At 61.4% G+C, this 26,906-nt stretch carries 24 protein-coding genes and 1 pseudogene; 18 read left to right on the plus strand and 7 right to left on the minus strand.

The window, feature by feature from the left end:
* The first annotated feature begins 48 nt into the window (after positions 1-48).
* The 5 genes from GWK36_RS02020 to GWK36_RS02040 all read left to right on the plus strand — a co-directional run bounded on the left by GWK36_RS02020 (position 49) and on the right by GWK36_RS02040 (position 5,292).
* Complete coding sequence (locus GWK36_RS02020) at positions 49-1,983, plus strand: HAMP domain-containing methyl-accepting chemotaxis protein (RefSeq protein WP_166269639.1); 1,935 nt, start codon at positions 49-51, stop codon at positions 1,981-1,983.
* A 23-nt stretch (positions 1,984-2,006) separates the two neighbouring features.
* Entirely contained in the window at positions 2,007-2,555 is a 549-nt protein-coding gene (locus GWK36_RS02025) for a chemotaxis protein CheW (protein WP_246237623.1), read from the plus strand.
* Positions 2,536-3,393, plus strand: coding sequence for a CheR family methyltransferase (locus tag GWK36_RS02030; RefSeq protein ID WP_166269643.1), 858 nt, complete (start codon positions 2,536-2,538; stop codon positions 3,391-3,393). Before GWK36_RS02025 ends, GWK36_RS02030 begins: the two co-directional genes overlap by 20 nt.
* Before the next feature lie 6 nt (positions 3,394-3,399).
* Positions 3,400-3,987 carry a chemotaxis protein CheD gene (locus GWK36_RS02035; protein ID WP_166269646.1) on the plus strand — a complete coding sequence of 196 codons (588 nt, stop codon included), beginning with the start codon at positions 3,400-3,402 and terminating at the stop codon, positions 3,985-3,987.
* A 195-nt stretch (positions 3,988-4,182) separates the two neighbouring features.
* On the plus strand, positions 4,183-5,292 hold the full coding sequence (locus GWK36_RS02040; protein ID WP_166272362.1) for a protein-glutamate methylesterase/protein-glutamine glutaminase: 1,110 nt from the start codon (positions 4,183-4,185) through the stop codon (positions 5,290-5,292).
* Here the strand turns inward: GWK36_RS02040 and GWK36_RS02045 are convergent.
* A complete protein-coding gene (locus GWK36_RS02045; RefSeq protein ID WP_166269648.1) occupies positions 5,289-6,905 on the minus strand; it encodes a methyl-accepting chemotaxis protein in 1,617 nt (538 codons plus the stop codon). The genes GWK36_RS02040 and GWK36_RS02045 overlap by 4 nt on opposite strands.
* 126 nt (positions 6,906-7,031) lie before the next feature.
* Positions 7,032-7,655, minus strand: a complete 624-nt coding sequence (locus GWK36_RS02050) for a YfbR-like 5'-deoxynucleotidase (protein ID WP_246237624.1) — start codon at positions 7,653-7,655, stop codon at positions 7,032-7,034.
* A 112-nt stretch (positions 7,656-7,767) separates the two neighbouring features.
* Between GWK36_RS02050 and GWK36_RS02055 the strand changes: the two genes are divergently transcribed.
* Both GWK36_RS02055 and GWK36_RS02060 read left to right on the plus strand, forming a co-directional pair.
* Positions 7,768-9,459: an AAA family ATPase gene (locus tag GWK36_RS02055; RefSeq protein WP_166269650.1), complete on the plus strand. Its 1,692-nt coding sequence runs from the start codon at positions 7,768-7,770 to the stop codon at positions 9,457-9,459.
* A 93-nt stretch (positions 9,460-9,552) separates the two neighbouring features.
* Positions 9,553-10,299, plus strand: coding sequence for a putative metalloprotease CJM1_0395 family protein (locus GWK36_RS02060; RefSeq protein ID WP_210756829.1), 747 nt, complete (start codon positions 9,553-9,555; stop codon positions 10,297-10,299).
* 27 nt (positions 10,300-10,326) lie between these two features.
* On the opposite strand, the gene GWK36_RS02065 is transcribed toward GWK36_RS02060, so the two are convergent.
* Positions 10,327-10,539: a putative motility protein gene (locus GWK36_RS02065; RefSeq protein ID WP_166269652.1), complete on the minus strand. Its 213-nt coding sequence runs from the start codon at positions 10,537-10,539 to the stop codon at positions 10,327-10,329.
* A 224-nt stretch (positions 10,540-10,763) separates the two neighbouring features.
* Here GWK36_RS02065 and GWK36_RS02070 point away from each other — a divergent pair, with 224 nt between their 5' ends.
* From GWK36_RS02070 to GWK36_RS02095, 6 genes and pseudogenes are all read left to right on the plus strand, one after another.
* Positions 10,764-11,066: a hypothetical protein gene (locus tag GWK36_RS02070; protein WP_166269654.1), complete on the plus strand. Its 303-nt coding sequence runs from the start codon at positions 10,764-10,766 to the stop codon at positions 11,064-11,066.
* Between the two features lie 35 nt (positions 11,067-11,101).
* Positions 11,102-11,404, plus strand: a complete 303-nt coding sequence (locus tag GWK36_RS02075) for a PilZ domain-containing protein (protein ID WP_166269656.1) — start codon at positions 11,102-11,104, stop codon at positions 11,402-11,404.
* A gap of 34 nt (positions 11,405-11,438) precedes the next feature.
* Complete coding sequence (locus GWK36_RS02080; RefSeq protein WP_166269658.1) at positions 11,439-12,356, plus strand: hypothetical protein; 918 nt, start codon at positions 11,439-11,441, stop codon at positions 12,354-12,356.
* A 192-nt stretch (positions 12,357-12,548) separates the two neighbouring features.
* Positions 12,549-13,251, plus strand: a pseudogene (locus GWK36_RS02085) (IS5 family transposase).
* A gap of 136 nt (positions 13,252-13,387) precedes the next feature.
* On the plus strand, positions 13,388-14,608 hold the full coding sequence (locus GWK36_RS02090; protein WP_166269660.1) for an HDOD domain-containing protein: 1,221 nt from the start codon (positions 13,388-13,390) through the stop codon (positions 14,606-14,608).
* A gap of 24 nt (positions 14,609-14,632) precedes the next feature.
* Entirely contained in the window at positions 14,633-15,505 is an 873-nt protein-coding gene (locus tag GWK36_RS02095; RefSeq protein WP_166269662.1) for an HDOD domain-containing protein, read from the plus strand.
* A 13-nt stretch (positions 15,506-15,518) separates the two neighbouring features.
* Here the strand turns inward: GWK36_RS02095 and GWK36_RS02100 are convergent, their stop codons facing one another.
* Together GWK36_RS02100 and hrpA are read right to left on the minus strand one after the other, a co-directional pair.
* A complete protein-coding gene (locus GWK36_RS02100; protein ID WP_166269664.1) occupies positions 15,519-16,193 on the minus strand; it encodes a hypothetical protein in 675 nt (224 codons plus the stop codon).
* Between the two features lie 106 nt (positions 16,194-16,299).
* Complete coding sequence (gene hrpA / locus GWK36_RS02105) at positions 16,300-20,247, minus strand: ATP-dependent RNA helicase HrpA (RefSeq protein WP_166269666.1); 3,948 nt, start codon at positions 20,245-20,247, stop codon at positions 16,300-16,302.
* A 330-nt stretch (positions 20,248-20,577) separates the two neighbouring features.
* Between hrpA and GWK36_RS02110 the strand changes: the two genes are divergently transcribed.
* The 3 genes from GWK36_RS02110 to GWK36_RS02120 all read left to right on the plus strand — a co-directional run bounded on the left by GWK36_RS02110 (position 20,578) and on the right by GWK36_RS02120 (position 22,665).
* Positions 20,578-20,781: a hypothetical protein gene (locus GWK36_RS02110; RefSeq protein WP_246237625.1), complete on the plus strand. Its 204-nt coding sequence runs from the start codon at positions 20,578-20,580 to the stop codon at positions 20,779-20,781.
* Between the two features lie 183 nt (positions 20,782-20,964).
* Positions 20,965-21,891 carry a hydroxymethylbilane synthase gene (gene hemC / locus GWK36_RS02115; RefSeq protein ID WP_166269668.1) on the plus strand — a complete coding sequence of 309 codons (927 nt, stop codon included), beginning with the start codon at positions 20,965-20,967 and terminating at the stop codon, positions 21,889-21,891.
* A 3-nt stretch (positions 21,892-21,894) separates the two neighbouring features.
* Positions 21,895-22,665 (plus strand): uroporphyrinogen-III synthase, encoded by a 771-nt coding sequence (locus GWK36_RS02120; protein ID WP_166269670.1) that lies wholly within the window; start codon positions 21,895-21,897, stop codon positions 22,663-22,665.
* Here the strand turns inward: GWK36_RS02120 and GWK36_RS02125 are convergent.
* Positions 22,630-23,292 carry a hypothetical protein gene (locus GWK36_RS02125; protein ID WP_166269672.1) on the minus strand — a complete coding sequence of 221 codons (663 nt, stop codon included), beginning with the start codon at positions 23,290-23,292 and terminating at the stop codon, positions 22,630-22,632. The genes GWK36_RS02120 and GWK36_RS02125 overlap by 36 nt on opposite strands.
* A 186-nt stretch (positions 23,293-23,478) precedes the next feature.
* On the opposite strand from GWK36_RS02125, the gene GWK36_RS02130 reads away from it, so the two are divergent.
* On the plus strand, positions 23,479-24,357 hold the full coding sequence (locus GWK36_RS02130) for an SDR family oxidoreductase (protein ID WP_166269674.1): 879 nt from the start codon (positions 23,479-23,481) through the stop codon (positions 24,355-24,357).
* Positions 24,358-24,878: 521 nt separating this feature from the next.
* Complete coding sequence (locus tag GWK36_RS02135; protein ID WP_166269676.1) at positions 24,879-25,151, plus strand: RNA recognition motif domain-containing protein; 273 nt, start codon at positions 24,879-24,881, stop codon at positions 25,149-25,151.
* A 60-nt stretch (positions 25,152-25,211) separates the two neighbouring features.
* Here GWK36_RS02135 and ubiD read toward each other — a convergent pair whose 3' ends face one another.
* Positions 25,212-26,678, minus strand: coding sequence for a 4-hydroxy-3-polyprenylbenzoate decarboxylase (gene ubiD / locus GWK36_RS02140; protein ID WP_166269678.1), 1,467 nt, complete (start codon positions 26,676-26,678; stop codon positions 25,212-25,214).
* Positions 26,679-26,906: the final 228 nt, after the last annotated feature.

The raw sequence follows: 26,906 nt of genomic DNA on the forward strand, positions 1-26,906 counted from the left end.
CCGTTTGCATCTACAAGTAACTCAAATAAAGAAGTAAGGGGTCAATCTATGTTTCGCTCCATGACAATGGCGACCAAGCTCATCCTGGGCTTTAGCACAGTCCTGGGGTTACTCGTGATTGTGAGTATCTTGTCCTATCTCACGATCAAAAAGGCCTCAGATGATTTTGATTATTACAGCGAACGGACTGATCGCTCTAATCGCATAGGCGAGATGCAGGTATTCATGTTCATGAGTCGCTTGAATGTCAAGGATTACATCAAGACCCATAGCGAACAGAATATTCAAGGGGTTGAGCAAAATATAAAAAGGACCCAAGACACTATTCAAGAGATTTTGGCGTTGATCAAGGATCCTAAGCGTCGCGCCAAACTCGAGGACGCAGCTGCTAGCATCGCGACCTATGCCAAGACCTTTGAACAGGTCGTGTCCCTGAGCCGCGAGGCGGATGAACTGGATTTCAAACGCTTGGCTGTCGATGGCGAGGCGATTGAACAGGCCCTCACCAAGATCCTCGAGGGTGCCAATCAAGCCGGCAATAACGAGATGGTCCTCTATGCCGCACGCGCCCTGCGCCAGCTGCTGATCGCCCGTCTCTTCGTCCGCCGTTTTATCGCCACCAATGCCTCCTCTGAGGTTGAGCGGTTCGATCGCGAATGGGCTGAGCTTGACGCGCAACTTAAGGAACTCGACCGCCATTTGCAGGATCCACAGCAACGCGCCTTGTTTACCGAGACTATGCGCCTGAAGGCTGATTATAAGGAGGCCTTTGATCGCTTGGTCCAAGCGACCTATGAGCGCAATCAGCTGGTCGATAAGGGCTTAAACGTCTTAGGGCCCAGGTTTGCCGCCGACATCGATGAGATCAGGGCCCTCTATAAGAACGATCTGGAGACCATGCGCCAGGAGACGCAGGCGGCCAACCAGCACACCGCCTTGATCATCACCGTTCTCTCGGTGATTGCTGTCATCCTGGGGATCCTGATTGCCTGGGCGATCATTCGCAGCGTCCTCGCCCAGTTGGGTAAAGATCCCAGGGAGATCGCTGAGATTACCCGCAAGGTCGCTGAGGGCAATCTGGCGATCGACTTCGATCAACGCTACCTGCGCGGGGTCTATCAGGATATGTTAGCCATGGTTGATCGTCTGCGTAAGATTGTGAGTGAGGTGCGTGCGGGGGCGGACAATCTGTCGTCGGCGTCGAGTCAGGTGAGTGCGACGGCGCAGACGTTGAGTCAGGGTGCGACAGAGCAGGCGGCGAGTGTGGAGGAGACGAGTTCGAGCGTCGAGGAGCTCAATGCCTCGGTGCAGCAGAATGCGGAGAATGCGCGGGTGACCAATAGTATTGCCCGGACCTCGGCGGAGGAGGCGCGGCGGGGTGGTGAGGCGGTGGCGCGCACGGTGGCGGCGATGAAGGAGATTGCCAACAAGATTGGATTGATTGAGGACATTGCCTATAAGACCAATCTCTTGGCCTTGAATGCGGCGATTGAGGCGGCGCGTGCTGGGGAGCATGGTAAGGGCTTTACTGTAGTGGCGGCGGAGGTGCGCAAGTTGGCGGAGAACAGTGGGCTGACGGCGCAAGAGATCAATCAGTTGGCGACCAACAGTGTGGCGATTGCCGAGGAGGCGGGGCGGTTGTTGGAGCAGATGGTGCCCAACATTATCAAGACCGCGGACCTGGTGGAGGAGATTACGGCGGCCTCGGCGGAGCAGGCGCAAGGGATTGCCCAGATCAGCGAGGCGATGAGCCAGTTGGACAAGGCGACGCAACAGAATGCCTCGGCGTCGGAGGAGTTGGCGGCGACGGCCGAGGAGCTCAATGCTCAAGCGAGTCAATTGCAGGAGACCATGGAGTTCTTCAAATTGGGGGCGAGCGCTGATGGTGGAGCGAGGATGCGGGCGCGGTCGCCGTTGGCGGTATCGTCGCGCCGCGAGCGGGAGGTAGCCGAGTTCGATCCCAAGGACTTTGAGCGGTTCTAGGGGGAGAGACAATGGGCAACTTGGTGACACTCCCCCACACTGAGGCGCATCTCGGGCTCAATACTGAGGTCGGTCAGTATCTGACCTTTGTAGTGGCCGGTGAGCGCCTGGCCGTCCCCATCGAGGTGGTTAAAGAGATCATTGAACTGCCAACGATCACCCGCGTGCCCCTAACCCCGGATGCCATCCGCGGGGTGATCAATCTGCGCGGTTCAGTCGTGCCCGTCATTGATCTTGGGGCACGTTTGGGCCGTAGCCCCATCGTCCCAACCCGACGCAGTTGTATCGTACTGGTGGAGGTCCAGGCGGTAGGTGAGGCTCAGGTCTTGGGGATGCTGGTCGATGAAGTCAAGAATATCCTAGAGATCGGGCGCGATGACATCAAACCGCCGCCGTCCTTCGGGGCGACTATCCGCACCGATTTCATCGCCGCCATGGGGCGGGTGGATGAGGCCTTTGTAGTCATCTTGGAGGTCGATCATCTGCTCTCTATCCAAGAGCTTGCCGCCTTGCGCGCGCTGAGCGGCCAGGAGGCCGACCCTGGGATTGAGGATGGCACTGCTGGAAGTTGAACGGTCGTTGGGTCGAGCGCCAGAGAGCGGATCGAGCGCGCTGGATGAGGCCGGTTTTCGGCGGTTAGCCGAATTCATCTGGGACGAGACAGGTATCTTGCTGACAGCCGCCAAACGCCCGATGGTCAGCGCCCGCCTCCAGCGACGGCTGCGCGAGCTGGGTTGTGACACTCTATCCACCTATCTCGATCGAGCGCTGGCACCGGCTGAAGACCGCGAGCGCCAGCATCTGATCGATCTCTTGACCACGAACGAGACCTTCTTTTATCGCGAGCCGGCCCATTTTGCCTATCTGGTTTCCGAGGTCTTGCCTGCCTATCGGGGACAGCGGATGCGCGTCTGGAGCGCCGCCTGTTCCTCGGGGGAGGAGGCCTACACCCTGGCGATGGCGCTGGCCGAGGTCTTGGGTCTAAGAGGTGATTGGTCGGTGTTGGGGACCGATATCAGCACGCGGATGCTGGCACAGGCACACCAGGGCCTGTATCCATTGGAGCGGGCCAAGCACCTACCGCGCCTCTGGCTTGAGCGCTATTGCCTCAAGGGGGTCAGGGGCCAGGCCGGTTACATCCTGATCGATCCGCGGTTGCAAAAGCGGGTGTCTTGGGATCAGCACAATCTATTGCATCCTCGCCGCGAGGGGGCGCCGTTCGACATCGTATTTTTACGCAATGTCCTCATCTATTTCGACCGGGCCGTCAAACAACGGGTGATTGAGTGTCTTTATGAGGCATTACGGCCCGGCGGCTGGTTGTTTATCAGTCATGTCGAATCCTTGCAAGGGTTGAGGACACCTTTGGTGATGCAGCGGCCCTCGGTCTTTCGTCGACCGCCGGGCTAATCCACGATGCCCGAATTGCTCAAACGCTATTTGATCTATCCTGGCGAGCACTTCGTTACCCGGGAGCCCATGATCCTCAGTACCCTGCTGGGCTCCTGTGTCGCCGTCTGTCTCTTCGATCCCGAGGCTAGGGTGATGGGGATGAATCATTTCCTGCTGCCGATGCGCCATCCGGAGAGCACTGAGCCCTTGTTGGCTAGCGAAGCTGGGCGCTATGGCGTCTGGGCAATGGAGATACTGGTCAATGGTCTGCTGAAACAGGGTGCCCGGCGCGAACGTCTCCGGGCCAAGGCGTTCGGCGGGGCCAATGTCCTCAATGGCCATGGCGCAACCACTAATCATTTCAATATCGGCGCCGCCAATGCCCTGTTTGTGCGTGATTTTTTGGAGCGGGACGGTATCCCCCTGATTGCTCAAGATCTGGGCGGGGTCCATGGGCGCCAGATCCATTTTCACGGCGGGGATTATTCAGTATTCATGCGCCGGATCCCACGTTCAGGGATCGCCACCGTCGTGCGCGACGAAGAGCGCTATCTCGATCGGGCATCTAGATCGCGGCGCCAGCAGTCCGGCAGTCCAGCCAAATTTTTTTGAAGTGAATCCTCGGATCTTCACTCCGTTTGGGCATAGGATTGCATCAGGGCAATCGCACTTTAATAATATTTACTAAATTAGATCAATGAGTTACGTCACAAACCATCTAGGTATTTGAGTAAATCGTTGATTTAAAAGAGCATGTTTTTCGTGTGCGATCGCCCTGATTTCAACCTCAAAGGCAGGCAACAGCAGATGGCGATTCGGGTCCTCATCGTCGATGACTCGGCGGTGGTCCGCCAGGTTCTAACCGAACAATTATCTAGCATCGCCGGGATCGAGGTCATGGGCACAGCGCGCGATCCCTTGTTTGCGCGTCAGCTCATGGCCAGAGAATGGCCGGATGTCATCGTGCTCGATATCGAGATGCCGCGCATGGATGGCCTGACCTTCTTGCGCCAGCTCATGGCGGAACACCCGACCCCGGTGGTGATCTGCTCAACCCTGGCCGAGAGGGGGTCGGCAATCGCGCTTCAGGCACTCAGCGCCGGCGCGGTGGACATTATCCCTAAGCCCAAGATTGGATTGCGTCAGTTTCTCGAAGAATCGCGCACCCTGCTTGGCGATGCCATCAAGGCCGCCGCCCAGGCGCGGCTTGATCGCGCCCCCAGCCGATCTGCGCCGCCGCTTTCCACCCTGGCGCCTCAACCCTCGGTAGATGCCGTCTTGGGCGACCGGCTATCCACCCCTTTGGCCGGGACCACGGATCGGGTGGTGGCGATCGGGACCTCGACCGGTGGCACCCAGGCGCTTGAATATATCCTGACCCGGTTGCCGCGCACCGCCCCGGGGATAGTCATTGTGCAACATATGCCGGCGCAGTTTACAGCCGCCTTTGCTGCCCGCCTTAATCAACTGTGCGAGATCGAGGTTCGGGAGGCCAAGGACGGCGATCGCGTGCTCCCGGGGCTGGCCCTGATCGCCCCGGGGAGCGATCACCTGTTGCTGCGCCGCAGCGGGGCCCAGTATCGGGTCGAGGTCAGGGGTGGGCCCTTGGTCAGCCGGCATTGCCCCTCGGTCGATGTGCTGTTTCGCTCCACCGCCCAGGCGGCCGGCCCAAATGCCATCGGCATCATCATGACTGGGATGGGCGATGACGGGGCGCGCGGCCTGTTGGAGATGCATCAGGCTGGTGCCCTCACCATCGCCCAGGATGAGCAGAGCTGTGTCGTCTATGGCATGCCCAAGGAGGCGGTCAAGCTCGGGGCTGTAGATGCGGTCCTGGGTCTTGATCAGATCCCCGCCCTCATTGTCCGCACCCCGAGCCGCTTGGAGTATCGACGCACCCAGGGTCTACCGGCCTAAACCCTAAATTGGCCGACCAGGCCCTGCAACTCAGCGGCCAATTTAGCGAGCTGTTCGGATGCCTTGGCCGTCTCAAGCGCTGCTCGCGCATTAAACTCAGCGGCATCCGAGATACCGCTGACATTGCGATTCATCTCCTCGGCCACTGCGCTTTGCTCCTCAGCAGAGCTTGCCACCTGGCTATTGACATCGCTGAGGGTATTGATGGCCCCAGTGATGTTATCCAGCGCCTCGCCGGCCTCAAGCGCCCGGTTGCGGCTGTCTTCGGCATGGTGGCGGCTGCCCTCCATCGCCGAGACGGCGCGGCGGCTAGCTTTTTGCAAGCGCTCGATCATGGTCTGGATCTCCTGGGTGGAGGTCTGGGTACGGCTAGCGAGGGCGCGCACCTCATCGGCGACCACCGCAAAGCCGCGTCCGGCCTCGCCGGCGCGCGCCGCCTCGATGGCCGCATTGAGCGCCAACAGATTGGTCTGTTCGGCCACCTCGCGGATGACGTCCAAGATCTTGCCGATCGCCTGACTGTCTTGACCGAGCGCCTCGATGATCCCTGCCGCCTCCTGGATATCGGCAGCCAGTTCATCAATACGCGCCATGGTGTCGTGGACGATCTGCTTGCCTGAGCTGGCCGCCATCTGGGCCGTCTGGGTGACATCGGCGCCGTGTTGGGCGCTGCGCGCGACCTCTTGCGCAGTAGCACTCATCTCGTGCATGGCCGAGGCGAGTTGATCGATCTCCTGACGCTGGTTGGCGATTCGGTTTGTGGTCTGCTCGGTTGAACAGGCCAGGTCATGGGCCGCCCGGGTCAGTTGGTCGGTGGAATGAAGGATCCGGGCGATGAGGTCGCGGATATTGTCCATCATGGCATTAAAGGCCTGGCAGGCGCGTCCGATCTCATCCCGCCCCCGAACGGGGAGCCGCTGGCTTAAATCGCCGTTCCCCTGGGCGATCCCTTCCAATCCTGCAGTCATCTGCTGTAGGGGGCGAGTGACAAAACGATTGGTTAAGATGTATAGAATCACCAAGACCGGTAGGCTTAAGGCGATGGCGATGGCAAAGAGCTTGATGGCAAAGAGACTTACCGAGCGATTGACCTCCTCGAGATTGATCCGCAGGCTGACGGCACCTAGGACTGAATCGCGCGGGGCGAGGGCGTGACAGGTCGTACAGTTCTTGCCTAGGTAGTTCTCGCGGGCAAATACCGGCATCACGGCACGCAGGTTGCGGCCATCGGCCTCCAGCTGGATATAAGGGTTGCCACTGGCTAACACCTGGCGCTCGATGTCATCGCGCGGCTGCTCATGCTGACTCCCAGCGCCAAACTGTTTGATGACATTTTCACCGCGTAAGACGCGCAGGTCCTCGACATTGGCCAGTTCCACAATCTGATCGAGAAATGCGGCGCGCTGGTTGATGGTGCCGGTGATCATCAGGGTCGTCAGGCCCGCCAAGGTCATCTCGTGTAGGGTGCTGGTGAAGACCACCGCCTGATCGATGGCGGTCTGGCGTTGTTCGTTGGCCGCCCAGAGGATCAGACCGCTCCAGGCCGGGAAGAGGATCAGCCAGAGGGCGCCGACCAGGCGGATCCAGACAGGAAAGTCATTGAGTCGCGGCATCTCCACTCTCTCTGTGCTCAGGGGTCGATCCGAGGGGTTACACCTCGGTCTTAGGGATCAATAGGGGTCACAGGCCCTTAATGTACTCGTAAATTGGATAGGTGAGGTGTGCGGGTGGTCGCAAACCTAGCGTTGTTCGAGCAGGAATCGGTTGTCGGTCCCCAGCTCGCCACGCATCTCGCGGTAGAGCACCCACACCTGATCCCAATCGAGTTCGGGGAAACGGGTGCGGGCCTCCTCGAGACGCTCGCACAGGCTGCGTTCAGTCAGCTCAGCGACCAGGGCGGCATGACGACCGATCCCCTCCTCGCGGATGAACAGACAACCATCCATGAGATCGGCTAACTTGACGAGGTCGGCAAAGGCGGTTCCCGCTAGCGCCTGTTTGCGTTTACTGATCTCAGGGGCAATCTCGGACTCGATCTGGGCCAAGGGATTGTCTTCGCCTGCGATCTCTGCGATCCGACGTTTCAAGGGCGCGGGCAGATCGCCGGTCAGAAGCTCTGGGGTGTCATGGGTCAGCGCATATTCGAGCACCTGGAGACGGGTGTCGGGGGAGAGCCGGTCACCGAAGATCCGCTCCATCAGTTCGCGCGCGATCATGGCTACCAGATAATGGTGTTCGGCCAGCGTCTGATTGCGCGCACAGCGCACCGAGTGCCAGCGGGTGATATGCCCGGAGCGGGCGATATCCTGCATGTTGAGCCTGAGATGACGCATCGCGACAATCACCGGGGGTTGAATGATCACATCACGCAGCAGGTCTTTGTCCTAGGGTTGGCTCGCAGTGCCCCCTCAAACGGCCTGGCCATCAGAGCAATGTTAAGATCTTTTTGCCATCTTTCCACCGACGATCGCATGCATGTCCCTAGACCCTGATTGCCTGGCCCGCTTCAAGCTCCGGCAGCACCCCTTCGCTGGGCTGCCGCATGAGGGCTTTCTCTATAGCGACCCGCTGCTTGAAAGCCTGATCGAAACGGCAGCGCGGGCGCTGGCCGAGCAGGGCGCACTCGTTATTCTGGCTGGACCCGATGGTGCAGGGCGCAGCGTACAGTTGATGCGGCTTCTGGGCGCCCTCGAGGGACAGTATGAACTGATCGCCTTTCGCAGCCGCCCGAATATCCCCTTCGATGCCGTCGATGTCACCATCCGCACTCATCTGCGGGCCCTGGGTCTGGACCGCCCGACGCGCCCTCTGGCCGAGTTGCTGGGTGAACGTGCGCAGGGAACCCGGCTCATCCTGGCGATTGACGATGCCCATCTGCTTGGCTCCGATGGTCTGATCAAGCTCATTCGCCTACGCGCCGCTGTCTTGGAAAGCGGTGGTCAGGGGTTACGCCTGATCCTCGTCGGTGACCCTGCCTTGGCACGTCACCCGTTGCCCTTGCCCGATCTACTCGAGGATGCCCAGGTGGTTCGCCTGAACCTGCGTCCTTTCAATCTCGAACAGGCAGGGGCCTATCTCAGACACCGACTGCGGGCGGCTGGTCTCGATGATCCCGATGCCTTGCTCAGCCGCGGTGACATCGCCGTATTACAGGGGAGTGCCAAGGGCCTGCCGGCGGCACTCAATGCCCAGGCGACCGCCTGGCTCGCGCGCCGTTGCCGCAGTTTGGAGACGGGTCTCAAGGCGGTCCTGGGCGGACGGACAGCCGCGGCTGTGTCACCCAGCGATCCCCCGCCACCCCCGTCAACCAACCTGCCAGATGAGGTGGTTGAGCTGCCGCAAGCCGCGCTGGAACTCAAGCCCGATGTCTATGAACCTGCCACCCGCCCGTCGCGGGAACCTCAGCTCTCTGACTTTTTACGCAACGAAGAGGCCCCTAGCGCTGTTGCCCAGAGTGAGTTCGAGGAGATCCTCAGGCGGGTGCGCCAGCATCAGCCCTGGGATACCCCACCCGAACCCAAGGCGGCTAGTCGCGAGGAGATCCGCGCCGTTACCGCCAAGCCGAAGCCGCCGATGCCTTATTGGAGCCGTCCTTGGTTCATCCCGCTGATCCTGGTGATGGTCTTGCTGGCCATCGCTGCACCGGTCTTCTGGCAGCTGGCACGCGATACGCGCCGCTCGGTCTCGCTCGAACGCCCGGCGCAACCGGCCAAGCCGGTGGTGGTCGCGAAACTCCAGTCGGAATCCAACCCTGCTGCGCCCGCCCCCTCTGAGCCGCAGGCGGCACTTGCCAGTGAATCACCGCAGCCACCCCCTGTCCTTCCACAGGCCGGGACCGAGCCGGCGGTGGACATGCCAGCGAGCGCGCCCTTGGCGCCTGCGGATGACCTGGCCGAGGATCTGGCCTGGCTGACCCGCCAGGACCCGGAACGCTTCACCATCCAGCTCGTTGCCGCACGTGATCTGGCGACCGCCCGCCGGGTCCTCGAGCCGCACGGCCTGGAGGGTGTCCATTACATCCAGACGCGCTCCTATATCATCGCCGTGCTCGGCAGCTTTCCAAGCCGTGCCCAGGCCGCCCGCGAACTCCCCGCACTGCCCGCCGGTGTGCGCGACAACGGTCCTTGGATTCGGACCATTGGTTCGATCCGCGACAATCTACCATAGGGTCTTGGGGATGAAGTGCGTGCGCTGGTTCACTGCGCCCGTCAGGGGCATCAGCTAGACTAATAACAGCAAGCCCCTCATAGGATGGATGCCGTGGAGATCCGAACGTTCATCCACAGCCCTTTAACAGCCATGCCATCTCGCGCTGAGATGCAGTCGGGTACGTCTGCAAACAAAAGCGCAGGCGCGGCTGAAGAAGAGGCAAAGGCGTCTGCCAGTAGCCCAGACCTACCCCAGGAGCCGGGGGCAGGGGCCGCGCAAGATCAGACTGCAACAGGACGCGCCGATAGTGCCGAGCCCTCGCCCCAGGAGCGCGATCCGCTAGCGCCCAAGGATGCCAGAGGCGAGACCCTGTCGCGCGATGATCAGCGCCTGATCGAGCAGCTCAAGCAGCGCGATGCTGAGGTGCGTGCCCACGAGCAGGCCCATATCGCCGCTGGCGGCGCCTACATCACCAGCGGTCCGAGTTATTCCTATCAGACTGGGCCGGATGGCCGGCGTTACGCCATCGGGGGCGAGGTCGGGATCGATACCTCAATGAACCCGGATGACCCCGAGGGCAATCTCGCCAAGGCACGCGCCATCATCCGCGCGGCGATGGCGCCCGCCGAACCCTCGGGTCAGGATGTGCGCGTGGCTGCGGCAGCGCGCGCCATGGAGATGCGCGCCCAGCAAGACCTCCGCGAGCGTCAGATCCGGATCTATGAGAGCGTGATGAAGGCAGGGATTGCCGAGACGCGCGACATCTCTCCATCCACTTCTAGGACCACCAGTGGAGGCTCTGCGCGTCTGGCCATCCCGTCCGGGCAGAGCCAGGCCGGCGTGAGTCGGTTTGCCTAGCTAGCGGCGTAGGTATGGGCCAAGACCTCAGGCCGTGAGATTGATATAGCGCCCTAGATGATCGGGCAGCGCTTGGGTGCTCGCAGCAGATGGCTGGATGCTTTGGAGTATCTGTTTTGCCGAGTCGCTTTGGATCTGATTGGCCTTATTGAGCATCTCGATTGCAACACTGGCCTCAGTCTTGGTGCTGGCCAAGGTATTGGGATAACCATGCACGGCGAAGGTCGAGGTGATGTCCATGATTGCTTCCTGTTGTGAAGGCGGCTGGATTGGGCCGCGTGCGCATATAGCAAGGTTCTTTATGAGAGAGCATAGCCTGTCCTCCACCAAATAAATGCGATCCAAACCGCATTTTTGGGAGATCCGCCATAACATCCTCGATAGTTATCTATCTGACCCGTGCTTAAAGTTTTATATCCGGATGTCGTTAAATGGTTACGCATCCGTGATGAGGAGCGCGAACCATGCCACTCAAACCGGATCTGATCCTAAACGTCGCACCTGATAGCTTGGAGATCAGCGGATTGACGCGGGGTTTTATGCCGGCCTTTCGCCATCTGGGAACGGGTGAGATTCGGCTCTGCCGACTCGTCGATGGGCAGCTATCCATGGCTCACCTCCTTGATTCATTACCCGACGATTGGATCGAGGAACGCGATGCCGATGGCCACCCCGCATCGCTGATCAGCGAGGTTGAACCCGGTTTTTTGCGCGGCAGTCAGTTTTGGACCCTGGACAATCTGGTCCACCCCCGTCTCGATGGATGAGCGAGAGGGAAGGACGGCGAGAGAGGTCCGATAGTATGGAGTCCAATGAAAACCGGCGCAGGTTTCTACGGCTCCCCTTCCAGGTCGAGGTGGAGTTATATCGTCCAGGCGGTGAGACGTGCGTAGTCTGGACTGAAGACCTGAGCAAGGGCGGCGTGCTATTGCTGATGAATGGCCATGAAAACTGGCCACCAGTCGGTACTAAGGTCCAGATCCGGGTCGCAGGGATGCTGGATTGCGGCGAACGTGGGCCATTGGTCGATGCCACGGTCGTGCGTCATACCGAAAACGGCATCGCCTTGTCCTTCGATAGCCCCTGTGAATGCAGAGGGCCTTGAATCTTTTGGATCATTAAGCGGGGAAGGCCGAGCCATGATCCTGACCTCTGTCAACGCCGCCATGCGGCCCATACCGTCCATGATGCGCGCAACCGCGCCCCAGGGGGGCAATACAACCCAGGGCGCTGTCCCGCCGAGCCCTGGCACTGCGCCTGAAGACCTCAACGCCGAGATCCAGGCGCGCATCGAACAGGACCCCGACTATCAAATCCTGCGCCGGACCCTTGATCTGAGCAGCGAGGCCCAGGTGCAGGATGACGAACTCGCATCACCGCCGCCTGCCGAGCCGGTCGTCTCCGATCCCCCCGACATGCCGGCACTGCCTGCAGGTGTGCAGATCCTGGGCGTTCGGGTCGAGGCATCGCGTCAGCAGTTGGCATTGTCCATCCGCGCGGATGATTCCGCGGTATTCCAGCAGCTTGCCCTAGAGATTACCGGGGGAGGCGTCGTCCAACAAGGCGATCCACTGGTGCTCGATCTCGGCGGGCAGGGGATCACGACCACAGGGATCGCGGGCGGTATCGACTTTGACCTCAACGGGGACGGACGGCTCGAACGCATGAGCACCGTCTATGGCCAGAGCTGGTTCTTGGCGCTCGATCGCAATGGCAACGGGTACATCGACGATGGGCGCGAACTCTTCGGCGACCAGAACGGCGCTGTCCACGGATTCGCCGAACTTGGCCGCTATGATGACAATACCGACGGGCGCATCGATCAACAGGATGCCGTATTTGCACGTCTGCGCCTGGTCCAACTCGGTGCCCGCGGTGCCCAAACCCTGCAAACCCTCGGCCAAGCACAGGTCGCTGCCATCGAGCTGAATTATCAGCATAGGCGCGTGGCGCTTGCCGCCTATGATCAAATTGCCCAAACGGGGCGCTTCATTCGCAGCGATGGGACAGCGGGCCAGGCAGCCGATCTGTTGCTTGGTTATCATCAACTTGCTTAACAGCGTAGGCTAGGTCCTCTTCTCAATCGTGCGCATAGTGCTATGTCATATGCAAGCGAGGCTGCATAAATCGTTCACAGTCACTGACATGGCGAGGGGCTGTTCACAGTGGGTGAAGTCTGGTCATATCCTGACTTTTGCGCAGGAGTCAGGATGGAGCGGAAGATGTTATGAGATGAGCGGTGGGCACGCATTGAGCAGCTGTTACCGGGGAAGAAGAGCGATCCGGGTTGCACAGCGAGGGACAACCGGCGCGTTGTCGAAGCCGTGCTCTGGATCATGCGCACCGGCTGTCTGTGGCGCGATTTGCCAGCCGAGCTGGGCCACTGGCACCGGACATATGTGCGTTTCTCGCGCTGGCGCGAGAAAGGTGTTTGGGAGCGCGTGGCCGCCGCACTGCAAGGCGATGCCGACATGGAGCATCTGTTCATCGACTCGACCATCGTGCGCGCCCACTCACATTCTGCTGGCGCCCCAAAAAAGCGGGCCAACAGGAAATCGGTCGCTTGCGGGGCGGGTTGACGACCAAACTGCACGTTGCGGTGGATGCCTTGGGCAATCCGCTGCGCGTCATTCTCTCGGCAGGGCAGGTCGCCGACATCGAGCAGGCCGCGGCGTTGATCCAGGACCAACCGACCGAGTGCGTCATTGCCGACAAGGGTTACGACTCGGATGCCCTTGTCGAAACGGTGACCGCACAGGGCAGCCAGGCGGTCATCCCCCACGCTCCAACCGACTCAATCCGCGCTCGTTCAACCGGCATCTCTACAAAAACCGCAATCTGATCAAGCGCTTCTTCTGTCGCATCCAGCAATTCAGACGCATCGCCACGCGCTACGACAAGCTCGCCTCGTCTTCCCTGTCGTTCGTTTATCTGGCTTGCACCATCGCCTGATTGACTTGATTGAGAACAGACCCTAAGGTCTCTTGCTTGTCGTTCATATCAACGGCAGACAGCGATCCTGCTAGACTAGCAAGGAAACTGACTGCTAAATCATGACCCTCTCCCAGCGTTATAGATTCGAATCACTATGCAGCAGATAGCGGAGCCGGGGCAGGCCTTTTCAGTCCTGAGTGAAATTGACTTGACACGCTCGCTAAGCGAGGATCTGCGTCGCAGTCTTGTGGAGCATTGCCGTTTCATCGAATGTTCAGCGAAACATCGCATCAAATTGACCGAGCTGCATCCCGATCGCTTGTTTTTGCTCGATGGCCATATCGCCCGTCTCGAAAACGGCGTCATCGAGCGTCTCCAGGCCTTTCGCGGCTTGAGTGAACCGATCGACCTGATTGGCGAGACCTTGGCACCTGACGCCTGCCTGGTGACCGAGACACCCTGTCTATTCTTGCGTATCCCAGCGACTGCGCTCGAATCGATCATCCCCACGCGGATGGAGGTCAGCGACATCGAGCTCGATCCGGCGGAGAGTGAGTTTCTCACCGAGCTGTATCACCTGATCAATCAGAACAAACTGGTCCTGCCGGCGCGTCCCGAGGTGGCGCTCAAGATCCAGGAGATGACCAGTGACCCAGAGACCGGCATCGATGCCTTGACCGAGATCATCCAGCGCGATCCCACCATCGCCGGTGCACTCTTACATGCCACCAATAGCCCCCTATTTCGCGCGGCGAAAGAGATTAAGACCATCCGCGAGGCAGTATTGCGTCTTGGTTTCCGCAATACGCGGATGCTCGCGGTCAATCTCGCCCTACGTCAGGCCTTTCGCGCCAAGAGTGAAACGACCCGCCAGGTGATGGAAGAGGTCTGGAACGACAGTGTCCTCTGTTCGGCCCACAGCTATGTGATCGCCGAGATCTGCCGTCGGCTCGATCGGGAGCGGGCATTGCTGGCGGGATTGATTGCAGGGGTCGGGGCCGTTCCCATCATCCAATTCATCGAAAACCGCGCGCCCGATAAGGGGCTGCCGATGATCCGTTCGCTGATCGGTAAGCTGGCCAACATCACTGGCGTCCTGGTAATCAACTATTGGGGGCTGGGCGATGATCTAGTCAATGTGGCCGAACACTATGGCGACTGGGGGTATCATGCCGCCGAGCCGGACTATACCAGTATCGCCCTGATCGCACGCTGGTCGGCGCTACGGGAAGAGGGTCGCGAGGTGCCTGATGCCTCGACGATGCCCGCATTCAAACTCCTGGGTCTAACACCCCCTCCGCCCGGCGAGCCCATCCCCGAGCTTGTGGGCAATGAGCGTCAGCTCAATCAATTGAAGTCCATGTTTAGTCTCTGACAGGCCCTGGGTAGGAAGCTCTCCATGCCCTCACCGAACATCAACAGCCTTGTGCAAGGAGCAGGACGCCTCTTGGCGATGCCGCGGGTAGTCGGTGAGGTCTTACATCTGCTCGATAACCCCAACAGCCGCCAAGCTGACATCGCGCGTGTCCTCGAACAAGACCCCGCCCTGGTTGCACTCCTCTTGCGGCTTGCCAACAGCGCGGCATTCGCGCCGGCGCGCACGGTCGATTCAGTCGAGCGCGCCGTCATGCTCCTTGGGCGCGAGCCGCTGCGCCGCTTGGTGATCGCCAGCGCCGTGACCCAGGCCACCGACCGCCTGCCGCCCCAGGAGATGCTGCCGCTTGAGCTCTTTTGGCGCCATTCGTCCTATTGCGCGCTCATCGCCCGTCTCCTGGCCGAACAGAGCGAGCCGCACCTGTCTGGTGCGGTCTTTCTTGGCGGGTTATTGCATGACCTGGGGCAGTTATTGCTCTTTACCCAGGCGCCACAGGCTGAGCATCAGGCGTTCTTGGATTCATTGGGCGAGATCGATCGGCTGTCCCCCGTCGCCGCCGAGCGGGCCCTGCTTGGCTTCGATCATGCCGAGCTCGGCGGTGCCCTGGCTGAGCACTGGGGTCTGCCCGAGGGCCTGGTCGCCTGTATCCGCTATCATCATGACCCGCTCGCCGCCCCCGAGACGCATGCCCTGGCGGTCGCGTTAGTGCATGTCGCCAACACACTCGCGCATCTCGCCGAGATCGATTCGCGCGACCTGCGTGATGCTCCGCCAATCGTCCCCGAGACCCTCGAGCGCCTAGACCTGAAGCGCAATGTGCTTCTCGCCCTGATCGAACACGCCCAGGCGCAGATCCTGGGCGTCGAGGCCCTGCGCAATCCCAGGCTCGCCCAATAGCGGTCCCGGGTATTTAGCCCCAATAGACCCCGATCACCAAGACCGCCGAGGCCGCGGTCGTGATCAGGATGTTGTCGTCGATCGGCCCGAACTCATAGCGCTCGATGAAGGTCGCCACCAGCGCCGAGATCAATCCCCAGACAGGGATCGGCGGGTGTGCCATGGACCCGATCATCCAACCTATCGGTATGCAGATTAGGAGCATGAAGACGCTGCCGATCGCGCTCTTGGAGCGGCGGCGGATGAATGCATTGCGCGCGATTCCCGTCACCCCATCTCCGAAGGCCATATAGAGGCCAGGCAGGACCGCAAGCCAGGGGTCTCCGAGCAGCCACCACAGCCCTGCCACCGACAGCGACCACATGAAGGCGAACTTGACGTCATTGCGGTTCTCTGGGGTCTGAAACCAATAGAATCTAAACCCTGTGGCATGCGCCAGATTGACCAGGAGGGTCAGCAACAGCCCGCTGACCAGGGGAAACCAGGGATCGGTAAAGACCAGGGGGACTGCCAGCGAGCCCACTCCGCCTGCGAGCATGTGCACCAGCTTGCGGTTGTAATAGAGCGCGCGGATGGGTTCCAAGCCCCGCGCCACCATAGCCTCATAGGGGAGGCGGGTGAAAAACAGGACCGCGAGGATATAGAGGCTCAAGGCCGCGGCCCAATAAAACTGCGGATCGAGTCGCATCGACCAAGTCATCCGAACGAGTAGAAGGTAGGCGATGTGTACCCTACCCCGAGGGGCGGCGCTGGGCAAGCATGGGGTCAGCCATCACATCTGGCGTGCTGAGCGCTCACAGCCCCAACTCTTGCCAGCGCGTCTCGATCCGCTTGACCGAGACCGGCAGACGGGTACCGAGCTGCTGGGCAAAGAGCGAGACCCGAAGCTCTTCGATGAGCCAACGGATCTCATCGAGACGCGGATCGACCCGCCCCGCGGCACGCAGCGTCTCAACCCGCTCGCGCCAGCGCGCAAGTACCCCGGACATCTCTGCCATCCAGCGCCGGTCACGGTCGGGGGCATGGCGCAGGCGATCGAGTCTGATCCCGATCGCCTTGAGATAGCGCGGATAGTCCTTGAGATGGTCGTAGGGAATGGCCTGCAAGAAGCCGCGAAAGACCAGTCCATCGAGCTGGTCCTGGATGTCGCGCAGGCTCTCTTGCCAGTGACTCTGAGTAATTCCAGCCAAACGTTGGCGCAGGGCGTGATAATCCGAAAGGATCGCCGCAACCAGTCGCTTGACTTCCTCGGCGGTGGCAAACAGACGCGCCTTGCCCGCCCGTAGGCACTCCTCGAAGACCTGCTGGCTGCGGATGGGCGGCTGGCCCTCGATGAATGCTAGGTCCAGGATCAGATCGAGCAACTCCTCGGCCAGATCGGGCGGCTTGGAGGTGGCAGCGGATTCAGGGTGTCGGCACCCCAAGGCGCTCGCTTCAGGGGGCGATGGCGCCTTGGCATATTGCAGACGCATCTCGCGCTCAGTGAGCGACTGTTCGAGCGGACGCAGGGTGCTGCCGAGATGCAGGTGCAGGAGACGACGCAGACCCAGGCGATGGGCGCGCTCGGCGGTCTCTTTGGAGTCTAGCACTCGGAGCGCGAGTCCCTCATCGCCATTGACCAGTGCGGGATAACCGCGTACCCGCAGCCGGCCCTGGTCGAGGTCCACCGACTCGGGCAGGTCGCCGAAGTCCCAGCGTTTGATCCCGCTGCGCTCCAACCCAGGGTCGGGGAGCCGACTGAATCCCTGGGTGGCCTGGGCGCCATAGGCGCGTTGTAATGCACGCAGATCCTCGCTCAAAGCCAGGGTACGGCCCTGCTCATCGATGAGCTTGACCTTCATCCGCAGATAAGGAGGGACCTCGCCGGGGTCCCAGGCGTCCTCGGGGACCTGGAGACCGGTCGCGGCGCGGATCGCTTCGGCCAAGGCCTGGATCAAGGGCCGGCCGGCAGGGGCAAGCTGGGCCGCGAGCCTCTGGGCGGTATCGGGGATCGGCACGAGCGGTTTGCGCAACGACTTGGGCAGGCTACGCAGGAGGGCTGCGATCCGCTCGGGGAGAAGTCCGGGCACCAGCCATTCCAGGCGCTCGGGTGCGACCTGATTGATGAGCGGTAGGGGCACGACCAGGGTCAGGCCGTCCTCTGGCTCGCCTGGGGCGAAGCGATATTCGAGCGGCAGGCGACTTGCCCCGACCTGGATGACATCGGGGAAGTCCTGGCAACTGACCCCTTGCCCCTCGCCGATGAGGTCGGCGAGACGCATGTGCAGGAGCCTAGGCTGTTGGCGCGCCGTCTCCCGCAGCCAGCGCTCAAACAGCGGCTTGGAATAGATCCCCAGGGGGATGCGTTCGGCATAAAAGGCATAGATCGCCTCATCGTCTAAGAGCTCGCGCCGGCGTTTGGCCTCAAGCCGGCGGATCTCATCGATCAGCTCGCGGTTGTGGCGCCAGAAGGGGGCGCGGGTGTGAAACTCACCGCCGACCAGCGCCGCCCGGATAAAGACCTCGCGCGCCTCCGCCGGATTGATCGGCCCATAGTTGACGCGGCGCTTGGGGATCAGAGTGATACCAAAGAGGCTTACCCGCTCGAAGGCTGCGACCTGGCCGGTTGCCGCCTGCCAATGTGGCTCAAAATAGCTGCGCTGAATGAGATGTCCTGCCGCCTGCTCGACCCAGGCGGGCTCAATGGCAGCAGCGATCCGCCCATAGGCGCGGGTGGTCTCCACCCGCTCGGCGACCATGACCCATTTGGGTGGCTTGGCGAAGAGGGCAGAGCTCGGATGGATCAAGAAACGGCTCCCGCGCGCCCCCTGAAACTCGCGCTCGGACTCGCGAAACCCGATGTGGCTCAAGAGCCCACTGAGCAAGGCGCGATGGATGCGGGCATAGGCGTCGGCATCATAGGGCGGCTGGCCGACGGATGAATCCTTAAACCCCATCTCGAGCATCTGTTCGCGCAACTGCAGATATACATCCCGCCACTCCTGCACCCGATTCCAAGACAAGAAGTGCCGCTGACAGAGCGCCTGAAACTGGCGGCGCGACAGCCTCGCGCGCTCGCGTTCGACAAACTGCCAGAGGTTGAGCAGCCCCAAAAAATCCGATTGGGGGTGCTGGAAGGTAGCATGGATCTCGTCGGCGGCCTGTTGTTTATCCAGAGGGCGCTCGCGCGGGTCCTGGATGCTTAAGGCGGCGGCGATCACCATGACCTCCTCCAGACCCTGGAAACGATCAGCCTCTAACAACATCCGCCCGATACGCGGGTCGAGCGGCAGGCGGGCGAGCTGGCACCCCAGGGGGGTGAGCGTACCCTCGCCAGCGAGTGCGCCGAGCTCTTCCAGGGTGCGATAGCCGTCGCGTACCAGCCTGGGGTCAGGGGGATCAATGAAGGGAAAGTGCTCGATCGCCCCGAACCCCAACAGCTTCATGCGCAGGATCACTGCCGCCAAATTGGTGCGCAGGATCTCGGGTTCGGTGTAGGGGGCGCGGGCGAGATGGTTCTCTTCGCTATAGAGACGGATGCAGACCCCATCGGCCACCCGCCCGCAGCGCCCGGCGCGCTGTTTGGCGCTGGCCTGGGCGATGCGTTCGATCGGTAGGCGCTGTACCTGGGTACGGTGACTATAGCGGCTGATGCGGGCAAATCCGGTATCGACGACGTAATGGATCCCAGGGACGGTGAGCGAGGTCTCGGCGACATTGGTCGCCAGCACGATGCGCCGGGTGGCATGTGGCTGAAAGATCCGTCCCTGCTCTTGCGGGCCTTGCCGGGCATAGAGCGGCAGGATCTCGGTCGAGGGCGGGTGATGGCGGCGCAAGGTCTCGGCAGTGGTGCGGATCTCACGCTCGCCGGACAAAAAGACCAGAATATCGCCTGGACCCAGGCGCGCTAGCTCATCGACCGCGGCGATGATCCCCTGCTGCATGGACTCATCGCACTCGGCGGCGTTCTCGTCTTCTGGCGGGCGATAGCGGATCTCGGCCGGATACAGCCGTCCAGAGATCTCGATGATCGGCGCTGGCTGGCCTTGATCATCGGCGAAATGGCGGGCGAAGCGATCGGGGTCGATGGTCGCCGAGGTGACAATGAGCTTGAGCTCCGGGCGCCGCGGCAGGAGCCCTTTGAGATACCCCAAGAGAAAATCGATGTTGAGGCTGCGTTCATGCGCTTCATCGATGATCAAGGTGTCATACTCAAGCAACAGCCGATCCCGCTGGATCTCATTGAGCAGGATCCCATCGGTCATCAGCTTGATCGCGCTCTCCGGGCGCACGCGGTCATGGAAACGCACCTTGGAACCGACGAGCCCTCCTAATTCAACCCCGAGCTCCTGGGCGATGCGTGATGCCAGGGCGCGCGCAGCGATCCGTCTGGGCTGGGTGTGCCCGATCCGTCCGAAGTGACCGCGCCCAAGCTCCAGACATAGCTTGGGTAACTGGGTCGATTTGCCCGAGCCGGTCTCACCGCAGACGATGACGACCTGATGGGCAATGATCAGCTCGGCAAGCTCCCCTCGTCGCTCGCTGACCGGCAGGTCCGGATAATCGATCTGGGGTGGGGTCAGTGCCTGGCGCTGGGCGACGATGGCTTGTGAGCTGCGGATGCGTTCCCAGAGCGCATTGAGGGCCTGCTCGTTCGGCTGACCGGTGTGCGCCTGTTTGCGCAGACCGCGCCAACGAGCGCGCAGGGCAGGGCGATCGCGCAGCAGACAGGTGGCGATAGCCTGATGAGCAGGAACATCCATTACGGGGATCTGAGTCGGGAAACAAACAGCGGCAGGGGGTTGTATCTCACAACGCTGAAGACCCGGGCGAGGCCATCGCGGTTCAACGGAACAATTGCTGAATCATATCGGGGAGACAGGAGGCATGCTACGCGTTTAAGGAAAAAGACACACGATAGGCGTTCAGATATCGAATGATCGGACTTTAGCTTACACTTTTCCAATTAGGGCCTTCGGCAATGCATGATACCCATGTCAATCCAGGATTCCTTCCTTCCAGCCCCCCTTTTTGATCATCAAAAGAGCCCCCCGCTGGATGATCCGTGTGATTGCCGTACTGCACGCATCCGCTTGGCCAAGCTCGAATCAGACATCGCCTATTTCCAGACCCGGCTCCAATTGATCGGCGAACTGAACAGTACTCACCGTCTGGCCCAGCACAAGGTCTTTAAACTGCTGCTCAAATCTGCGGCCAGGGAGCTCTTCAACGCCCGCCGTCGCAAGTCCAGGGGAGGTAAGGAGGATGTATTGCTGTCGCCCGAGGCGATGTTCTGAAGACCGGTTGCAGACCTTTATGCCACAATGTGTCACTCAGCCTTAGTGAGATCTGGCCTGCCGGTATGCCTCTTCTATTAGGGACCGATAGGGCAGCCTAGCTTGGGCCTGTCCATAAGATCGTTCAACTGCTAAGCTGCCCCATGGGACCCTAACCCGGGCCGGTTTGAATCAGGATCAGCCATGTCGAATCGCATTCGTATCGCTACCCGTCAATCGCCTCTGGCCATGTGGCAGGCCGAACATGTCGCAGCGCGCCTCAAGACACTCTATCCTGACCTGGTCGTCGAGATCATCGGCATGACCACCAAGGGCGATCAATTACTCGACTCGCCGCTGTCTAAGGTCGGCGGCAAGGGTTTGTTCGTGAAGGAGTTGGAACAAGGGATGCTGGCCGGGGAGGCGGACATCGCCGTGCACTCGATGAAGGACGTGCCGGTCGAGTTTCCCGAAGGACTTCATCTGGCGGTGATCCTGGTGCGCGAGAATCCATATGATGCCTTTGTCTCCAATCGCTATACCTCTCTCGATGAGCTGCCAGCAGGCGCTAAGGTCGGGACCTCGAGCCTACGCCGTCAGTGTCAGCTCGCTGAACGCCGTCCGGATCTCTGCATCGAACCCTTGCGCGGCAATGTCAATACCCGGCTGGCCAAGCTCGATGCCGGCCACTATGACGCCATCATCCTGGCCGCTGCCGGATTGGTCCGGCTGGGTCTTGCCGGGCGCATCCGCAGCCTGCTCGACCCCGATGCGTCCCTGCCGGCGATCGGCCAGGGGGCGATCGGCATCGAATGCCGGATCGATGACGAACGGGTGCATGGGTTGATCGCACCGCTCGCCGACCCTGAGACCACTGACCGGGTGCTGGCCGAGCGTGCCATGAATGCGCGCTTACAAGGCGGCTGCCAGGTGCCGATCGCAGGCCATGCCGTGCTTGAGGGCGATCTGCTCATCCTAAAAGGCCTGGTCGGGACGACGGACGGTTCGCGTATCTTGCGCGCCCAAGGGCAGGGGCCTCGCAGCGAGGCCGAGGCGATCGGGGTGCGGGTGGCCGAGGACCTGCTGGCCCAGGGCGCCGATGAGATCCTCGCGGCGCTTATGGGCGACTGAGCCATGACAGCCAGCAAGACCCTTGCCGGCTGCGGGGTGCTGGTCACTCGTCCTGCTGGTCAGGCCGAGCCTCTCTGCCGTCTGATCGAGGCAGCGGGTGGGCGCCCGATTCGCTTCCCGACCATCGCCATCGAGCCGACCCGGGATGCGCAAGCGGCGGTCCGGCTCGCCGAGCCTTGGGATCTGATGTATTTCGTCAGCCCCAACGCCGTCGACCAGGCCATCGCGCTGGTTGGGGAAGGCACCTGGCCCAGGGTCAAGTGGATCGCCGCGGTTGGGCGCGGCACAGCGCGCATGCTAGAGACTGCTGGGCGCGCCCCTGATCTCGTGCCCAACGAGCGCTATGACAGTGAGTCGCTCTTGGCGATGCCCGAACTTGCCGATATGCGCGGACGGCGGGTGCTGATCGTGCGCGGCGAGGGCGGACGCGAGCTCTTCGCCCAGGCCATGCGCGAACGGGGTGCCGAGGTATTCTTTGCCGAGGTCTATCGCCGGGTGAGACCTGCCGTTGATTCGGCGCCGCTCATCGCCCGCTGGCAAGACGAGGTGCAACTGGCCATCGCCACCAGCGATGAGGTGCTGATTAATCTAGTCGAGCTGATCGGCCAAAAGGGGCGGGCGCAGCTTTTGGCCACCTCCCTGGTCGTGATCGCTGAGCGCACGGCGCAAACCGCGCACGGGCTGGGTTTTGCAACGGTGCGGGTGGCCGCGCGTGCGGACGATACCGCCATCTTGGAATCACTCATCGACCTGGCGGGCGGAGGCCGGCGTTGATACGGGCGGGCGCGGCAGGACCCCGTCTTGCCCCATCTGGGCGATGATCTCGCCGATGACCTGGCCAATGGTGGTGCGTTCCGAACTAGGATCGAGTAACTGAGAGCGTCCAGACCAGACCAGGCGCGCCTGCTTGGCATCATAGATATTGACCTCGAGCCGCAGGCCCTTGGGATTGCTGTAATAATCCGGCGCACTGATATCCCTATAGACCTGGCTGACATAGTCGGCCAGGGTGTAATAATGCGCAGGGACAGCAGCAAGGCGCGTCATGGGCTGATGATGAGAGTCCTCATCAGCGACCAGGTGGGCGATGAACACCGCATCGGCCTTGGCGTGGGCGATGGCGCTCTTCAGACGCGCAAGCCGCCCTAGATAGCGATCCGGGATCAGATCATGGCCGGCCTGGGCATTCGTACCATAAGCGGTGAGCTGCTTGACGAAATGGTCTTCATAGGCGCGCCTGACCTTGGGGCTGGTGGCGACCCCCAGGACGATCGGGCGTTGATAGGGGTGCCCGGCCTGTGCAGGCGCAGTCCAGACCGAGGTCACCGGCGGCTGGGTAGCACAGGCCGCAAGCAGCAGGGCAGCAAGGCTCAGCAGGATGAGACGGGGGATGGCGATCATGATCGACTCTTAAACAGGATGAGATGATGGAAGGTCGCAGTCCCCAGGATAAGCCAAATCGCTGGCCCTCGCTGATCCAGCGGCAGGCAATGCGCGTATGCACCCTACCTTAGCCATGGGTTTGGACCTTGCCATCATGAGAGCCCTCTCTTGGTAAGGGGCCGGGGTCCGGTATGAGATAGTCCAATGTATGACATCATGATCCTCGGTTGCGGCTATGTGGGTCTGCGCCTGGCGTGTCGGTATCGCGAGCAAGGCGCATCCGTCCTGGGCGTAGTGCGCAGCGCAGCGGGCGTCGCGCGTCTACACCAGGCCGGTATCCCAGCGCTGCGTCATGATCTTGCCGCTGCCGATCCATTCCCTTATGCGCTGGCCGGTGCACAGGTTTTTCATCTCATCCCGCCGCTGGATACCGGGCGCGAGGACCGGCATACCCAACTTCTGATCGAGGCATTCGCCCAGGTGGGTCATCCCCAGCGTCTGGTGTATCTCAGCACCACCGGGGTCTATGGCGACTGCCAGGGGGCCTGGATCGACGAGGATTGGCCAGCGCGCCCCGTACATGACCGCTCGTTCAGGCGTCTCGATGCCGAGGAGCGGTTAAGGTGCTGGAGTCGGGAGCAGGGCGGCGAGCTGGTCATCCTGCGCGTCGCTGGCATCTATGGCCCCGGGCGCTTGCCGCTCGAACGTTTGCGCCAAGGGCTGCCGATGGTTCGGCCCGAAGAATCGCCCTATAGCAACCGCATCCATGTCGATGATCTGGTCGAGATCTGCATCGCTACAATGGCGCGCGCCCCAAACGGTGCCATCTATAACGTCAGCGACGGCCATCCGACCAGCATGACCGATTATTTTCTCCGTCTGGCCGATGCCGCAGGACTACCGCGCCCGCCGTTGATTCCCATGTCCCAGGCACCGACCCAGGTCTCTACGGCCATGATGAGCTATCTGAGCGAGTCCAGACGTCTGTCCAACCGCCGTCTGCGCGAAGAGCTCGGCGTCGAGTTGCGTTATCCGACCCTAGACGAGGGACTGGCCCAGGCGCTAAAGCCGGACAACCCTTGAGCTTGCGTCCAGACCTGCCGCCTGCCCCGCAGAAGGTCGGCAAACAGCGCCCACCGGCATCGTACCAATGACCGCGTGCAGCTGCCTGGGCAATCAGCGGTTTGATGCGCCTGACGCCGCCCCAGTGATCTATCGAGAGGCGCATCTCGGTTGACGTGGGGACGCATATCGACTAGCTTTTTGCCAAACAATCGGCGGCTTGGCCAGGATTTCAGAATAGCCCACGCGAGCGTTTTGTCTCCTTGTTGCTCCGGATGAGTCGGGGTTCGTTCGTGGCCATTGCGTCCGATCCAATCGCCGCCGCGCTCATCAGACCCTGCGTCTGACTCTGTTATCCTTTCTCATCCCGCCTTGGCCCGCTCGGGTGGTTGATTCCTTTGGTCTGTCTCCGATCTGCTTCTGGTCGATCGGGCTCGCCTGCAGGCGAACCGGTCTTCACCGGAGCCACCGTCTGGCTTGTGTGTTGGCCGGCGGTTGGAGGTGATCGATCAACACACAAATGAGTGCGAGAGACAGCAGAGATGAGGATCTACATAGGTAACCTTCCCTATAGCGTGACCGATGATGAATTACGCGGCATCTTCGGCCAGTTCGGCGAGCTGGCCTCCGCTGAGGTGATTCGGGATCGGGTGTCGGGGCAGTCCAAGGGTTTTGGCTTTGTCGATATGCCCAACCACTCGGAGGCAAACGCAGCGATCAAGGCCCTGCACGAGAGCGAGATGAAAGGGCGCAAGCTGACTGTCAATGAGGCACGCCCGCGCGCCGAGCGCCCGCGCAGCGGCAGTCGCTACTAACCAGGCCGGTACCCACTTGATTTTCGGGTCGCGCCTGGCACCCGCTGGGCACGGCCCCTTTTAGCCAATCCCCAGTTCATCCCAAATGCGATCCACCCGCTGCTTGACTGCGGCATCCATCTGGATCGGTCGCCCCCATTCGCGGCTGCTCTCCCCAGGCCATTTGTTCGTGGCATCGAACCCGACCTTAGAACCGAGCCCAGAGACCGGCGAGGCAAAGTCCAGATAATCGATCGGGGTGTTTTCGATCAATACCAGGTCGCGCGCCGGGTCCATGCGTGTGGTCATGGCCCAGATGACATCCGGCCATTGGCGAATATCGATGTCGTCATCGACCACGATCACAAACTTGGTGTACATGAACTGGCGCAGAAACGACCAGATCCCCAGCATCACCCGCTTGGCATGCCCTGGGTATTGTTTCTTGATGCTGACGATGGCCAGGCGGTAGGAACAGCCCTCGGGCGGCAGATAAAAGTCCTGGATCTCGGGGAATTGTTTGCCCAGGATGGGGACAAAGACCTCGTTGAGGGCCACCCCCAAGACCGCCGGCTCATCGGGCGGGCGCCCAGTATAGGTGCTGTGATAGATGGGGTCTAGCCTGTGGCTAAGGCGCTCGACGGTCAAAACGGGGAAGTTCTCGACCTCGTTGTAATAGCCGGTGTGATCGCCAAAGGGTCCCTCTGGTGCCATGTCCCCCGGATAGAGATGGCCCTCGAGCACGATCTCGGCGCTCGCCGGGACCTGGAGGTCAGACAACAGGGCTGAGGCCACCTCGGTGCGGCTGCCGCGCAACAGACCCGCGAAGGCATATTCGGACAGGGTATCTGGGATCGGCGTTACCGCCGCTAGGATGGTCGCCGGATCGGCGCCGATGGCAACTGCCACCGCAAAGGGTTTGCCCGGATGGGTGCGCTGCCAATCGCGAAAATCGAGCGCCCCGCCACGATGATGCAGCCAGCGCATGATGACTCGATTGGGTCCCAGGACCTGCATGCGATAGATCCCCAGGTTCTGCCGCGGTTTAGCGGGGCCGCGGGTGATTACCAAGCCCCAGGTGATCAGGCGCCCTGCATCCTCCGGCCAGCAGTGCTGGATGGGCAGGCGCCTGAGATCAACCTCGGGCCCGCCCCAGATCACCTCCTGGCAGGGTGGATTGCGCACAAGGCGCGGCGCCATCGCCAGCACCTTTTTGAAGATCGGCAGCGACTGCCAGGCCGCCTTGAGACCCTTGGGCGGATCGGGCTCCTTGAGAAAGGCGAGCAGCCGCCCAACCTCGCGCAGGGCAGCGACCGACTCTTGCCCCATCCCCAGGGCCACCCGCTGCGGTGTGCCGAATAGATTGGCCAGCAGCGGGATCGCGGACCCCTTGGGCCGCTCGAAGAGCAAGGCCGGACCGCCGTGGCGCAGGGTGCGGTCGCAGATCTCAGTAACCTCGAGAATGGGATCGATCGGCTGGCCGATGCGTTTGAGCTCACCGCGGCGTTCGAGCTCGGCGATGAAGGCGCGCAGGTCGCGGTAGGTCATATCCAATCCCATTCAATCCAGACAGCCATAGGCTATGCAGTGCGCATCCCAAGGATCTGCCGATCACAGTCGGCAACAGCGGCGCATCTTGGGCGCATCTTGCATGCGATGGGCACAAAAAGAAACCCCTGCGGTCCGGGGTTGGAGACCGCAGGGGAACAGTCCCCGGCTTGGGGCAACCGGGGTGTGGGCTGCCATCCAGGGGGAGAGATGACAGCCCCATTCGCT

The sequence above is a fragment of the Caldichromatium japonicum genome, assembly GCF_011290485.1.
GTDB lineage: Bacteria > Pseudomonadota > Gammaproteobacteria > Chromatiales > Chromatiaceae > Thermochromatium > Thermochromatium japonicum.

Bases quoted from the DNA above. Each gene is read 5' to 3' on its own strand.
- GWK36_RS02020 (WP_166269639.1), top strand. From the start codon at position 49: ATGTTTCGCTCCATGACAATGGCGACCAAGCTCATCCTGGGCTTTAGC.
- GWK36_RS02030 (WP_166269643.1), top strand. From the start codon at position 2,536: ATGGCACTGCTGGAAGTTGAACGGTCGTTGGGTCGAGCGCCAGAGAGC.
- GWK36_RS02035 (WP_166269646.1), top strand. From the start codon at position 3,400: ATGCCCGAATTGCTCAAACGCTATTTGATCTATCCTGGCGAGCACTTC.
- GWK36_RS02040 (WP_166272362.1), top strand. From the start codon at position 4,183: ATGGCGATTCGGGTCCTCATCGTCGATGACTCGGCGGTGGTCCGCCAG.
- GWK36_RS02045 (WP_166269648.1), bottom strand. From the start codon at position 6,905: ATGCCGCGACTCAATGACTTTCCTGTCTGGATCCGCCTGGTCGGCGCC.
- GWK36_RS02055 (WP_166269650.1), top strand. From the start codon at position 7,768: ATGTCCCTAGACCCTGATTGCCTGGCCCGCTTCAAGCTCCGGCAGCAC.
- GWK36_RS02065 (WP_166269652.1), bottom strand. From the start codon at position 10,539: ATGGACATCACCTCGACCTTCGCCGTGCATGGTTATCCCAATACCTTG.
- GWK36_RS02070 (WP_166269654.1), top strand. From the start codon at position 10,764: ATGCCACTCAAACCGGATCTGATCCTAAACGTCGCACCTGATAGCTTG.
- GWK36_RS02075 (WP_166269656.1), top strand. From the start codon at position 11,102: ATGGAGTCCAATGAAAACCGGCGCAGGTTTCTACGGCTCCCCTTCCAG.
- GWK36_RS02080 (WP_166269658.1), top strand. From the start codon at position 11,439: ATGATCCTGACCTCTGTCAACGCCGCCATGCGGCCCATACCGTCCATG.
- GWK36_RS02090 (WP_166269660.1), top strand. From the start codon at position 13,388: ATGCAGCAGATAGCGGAGCCGGGGCAGGCCTTTTCAGTCCTGAGTGAA.
- GWK36_RS02095 (WP_166269662.1), top strand. From the start codon at position 14,633: ATGCCCTCACCGAACATCAACAGCCTTGTGCAAGGAGCAGGACGCCTC.
- GWK36_RS02100 (WP_166269664.1), bottom strand. From the start codon at position 16,193: ATGCGACTCGATCCGCAGTTTTATTGGGCCGCGGCCTTGAGCCTCTAT.
- hrpA (WP_166269666.1), bottom strand. From the start codon at position 20,247: ATGGATGTTCCTGCTCATCAGGCTATCGCCACCTGTCTGCTGCGCGAT.
- hemC (WP_166269668.1), top strand. From the start codon at position 20,965: ATGTCGAATCGCATTCGTATCGCTACCCGTCAATCGCCTCTGGCCATG.
- GWK36_RS02120 (WP_166269670.1), top strand. From the start codon at position 21,895: ATGACAGCCAGCAAGACCCTTGCCGGCTGCGGGGTGCTGGTCACTCGT.
- GWK36_RS02125 (WP_166269672.1), bottom strand. From the start codon at position 23,292: ATGATCGCCATCCCCCGTCTCATCCTGCTGAGCCTTGCTGCCCTGCTG.
- GWK36_RS02130 (WP_166269674.1), top strand. From the start codon at position 23,479: ATGTATGACATCATGATCCTCGGTTGCGGCTATGTGGGTCTGCGCCTG.
- GWK36_RS02135 (WP_166269676.1), top strand. From the start codon at position 24,879: ATGAGGATCTACATAGGTAACCTTCCCTATAGCGTGACCGATGATGAA.
- ubiD (WP_166269678.1), bottom strand. From the start codon at position 26,678: ATGACCTACCGCGACCTGCGCGCCTTCATCGCCGAGCTCGAACGCCGC.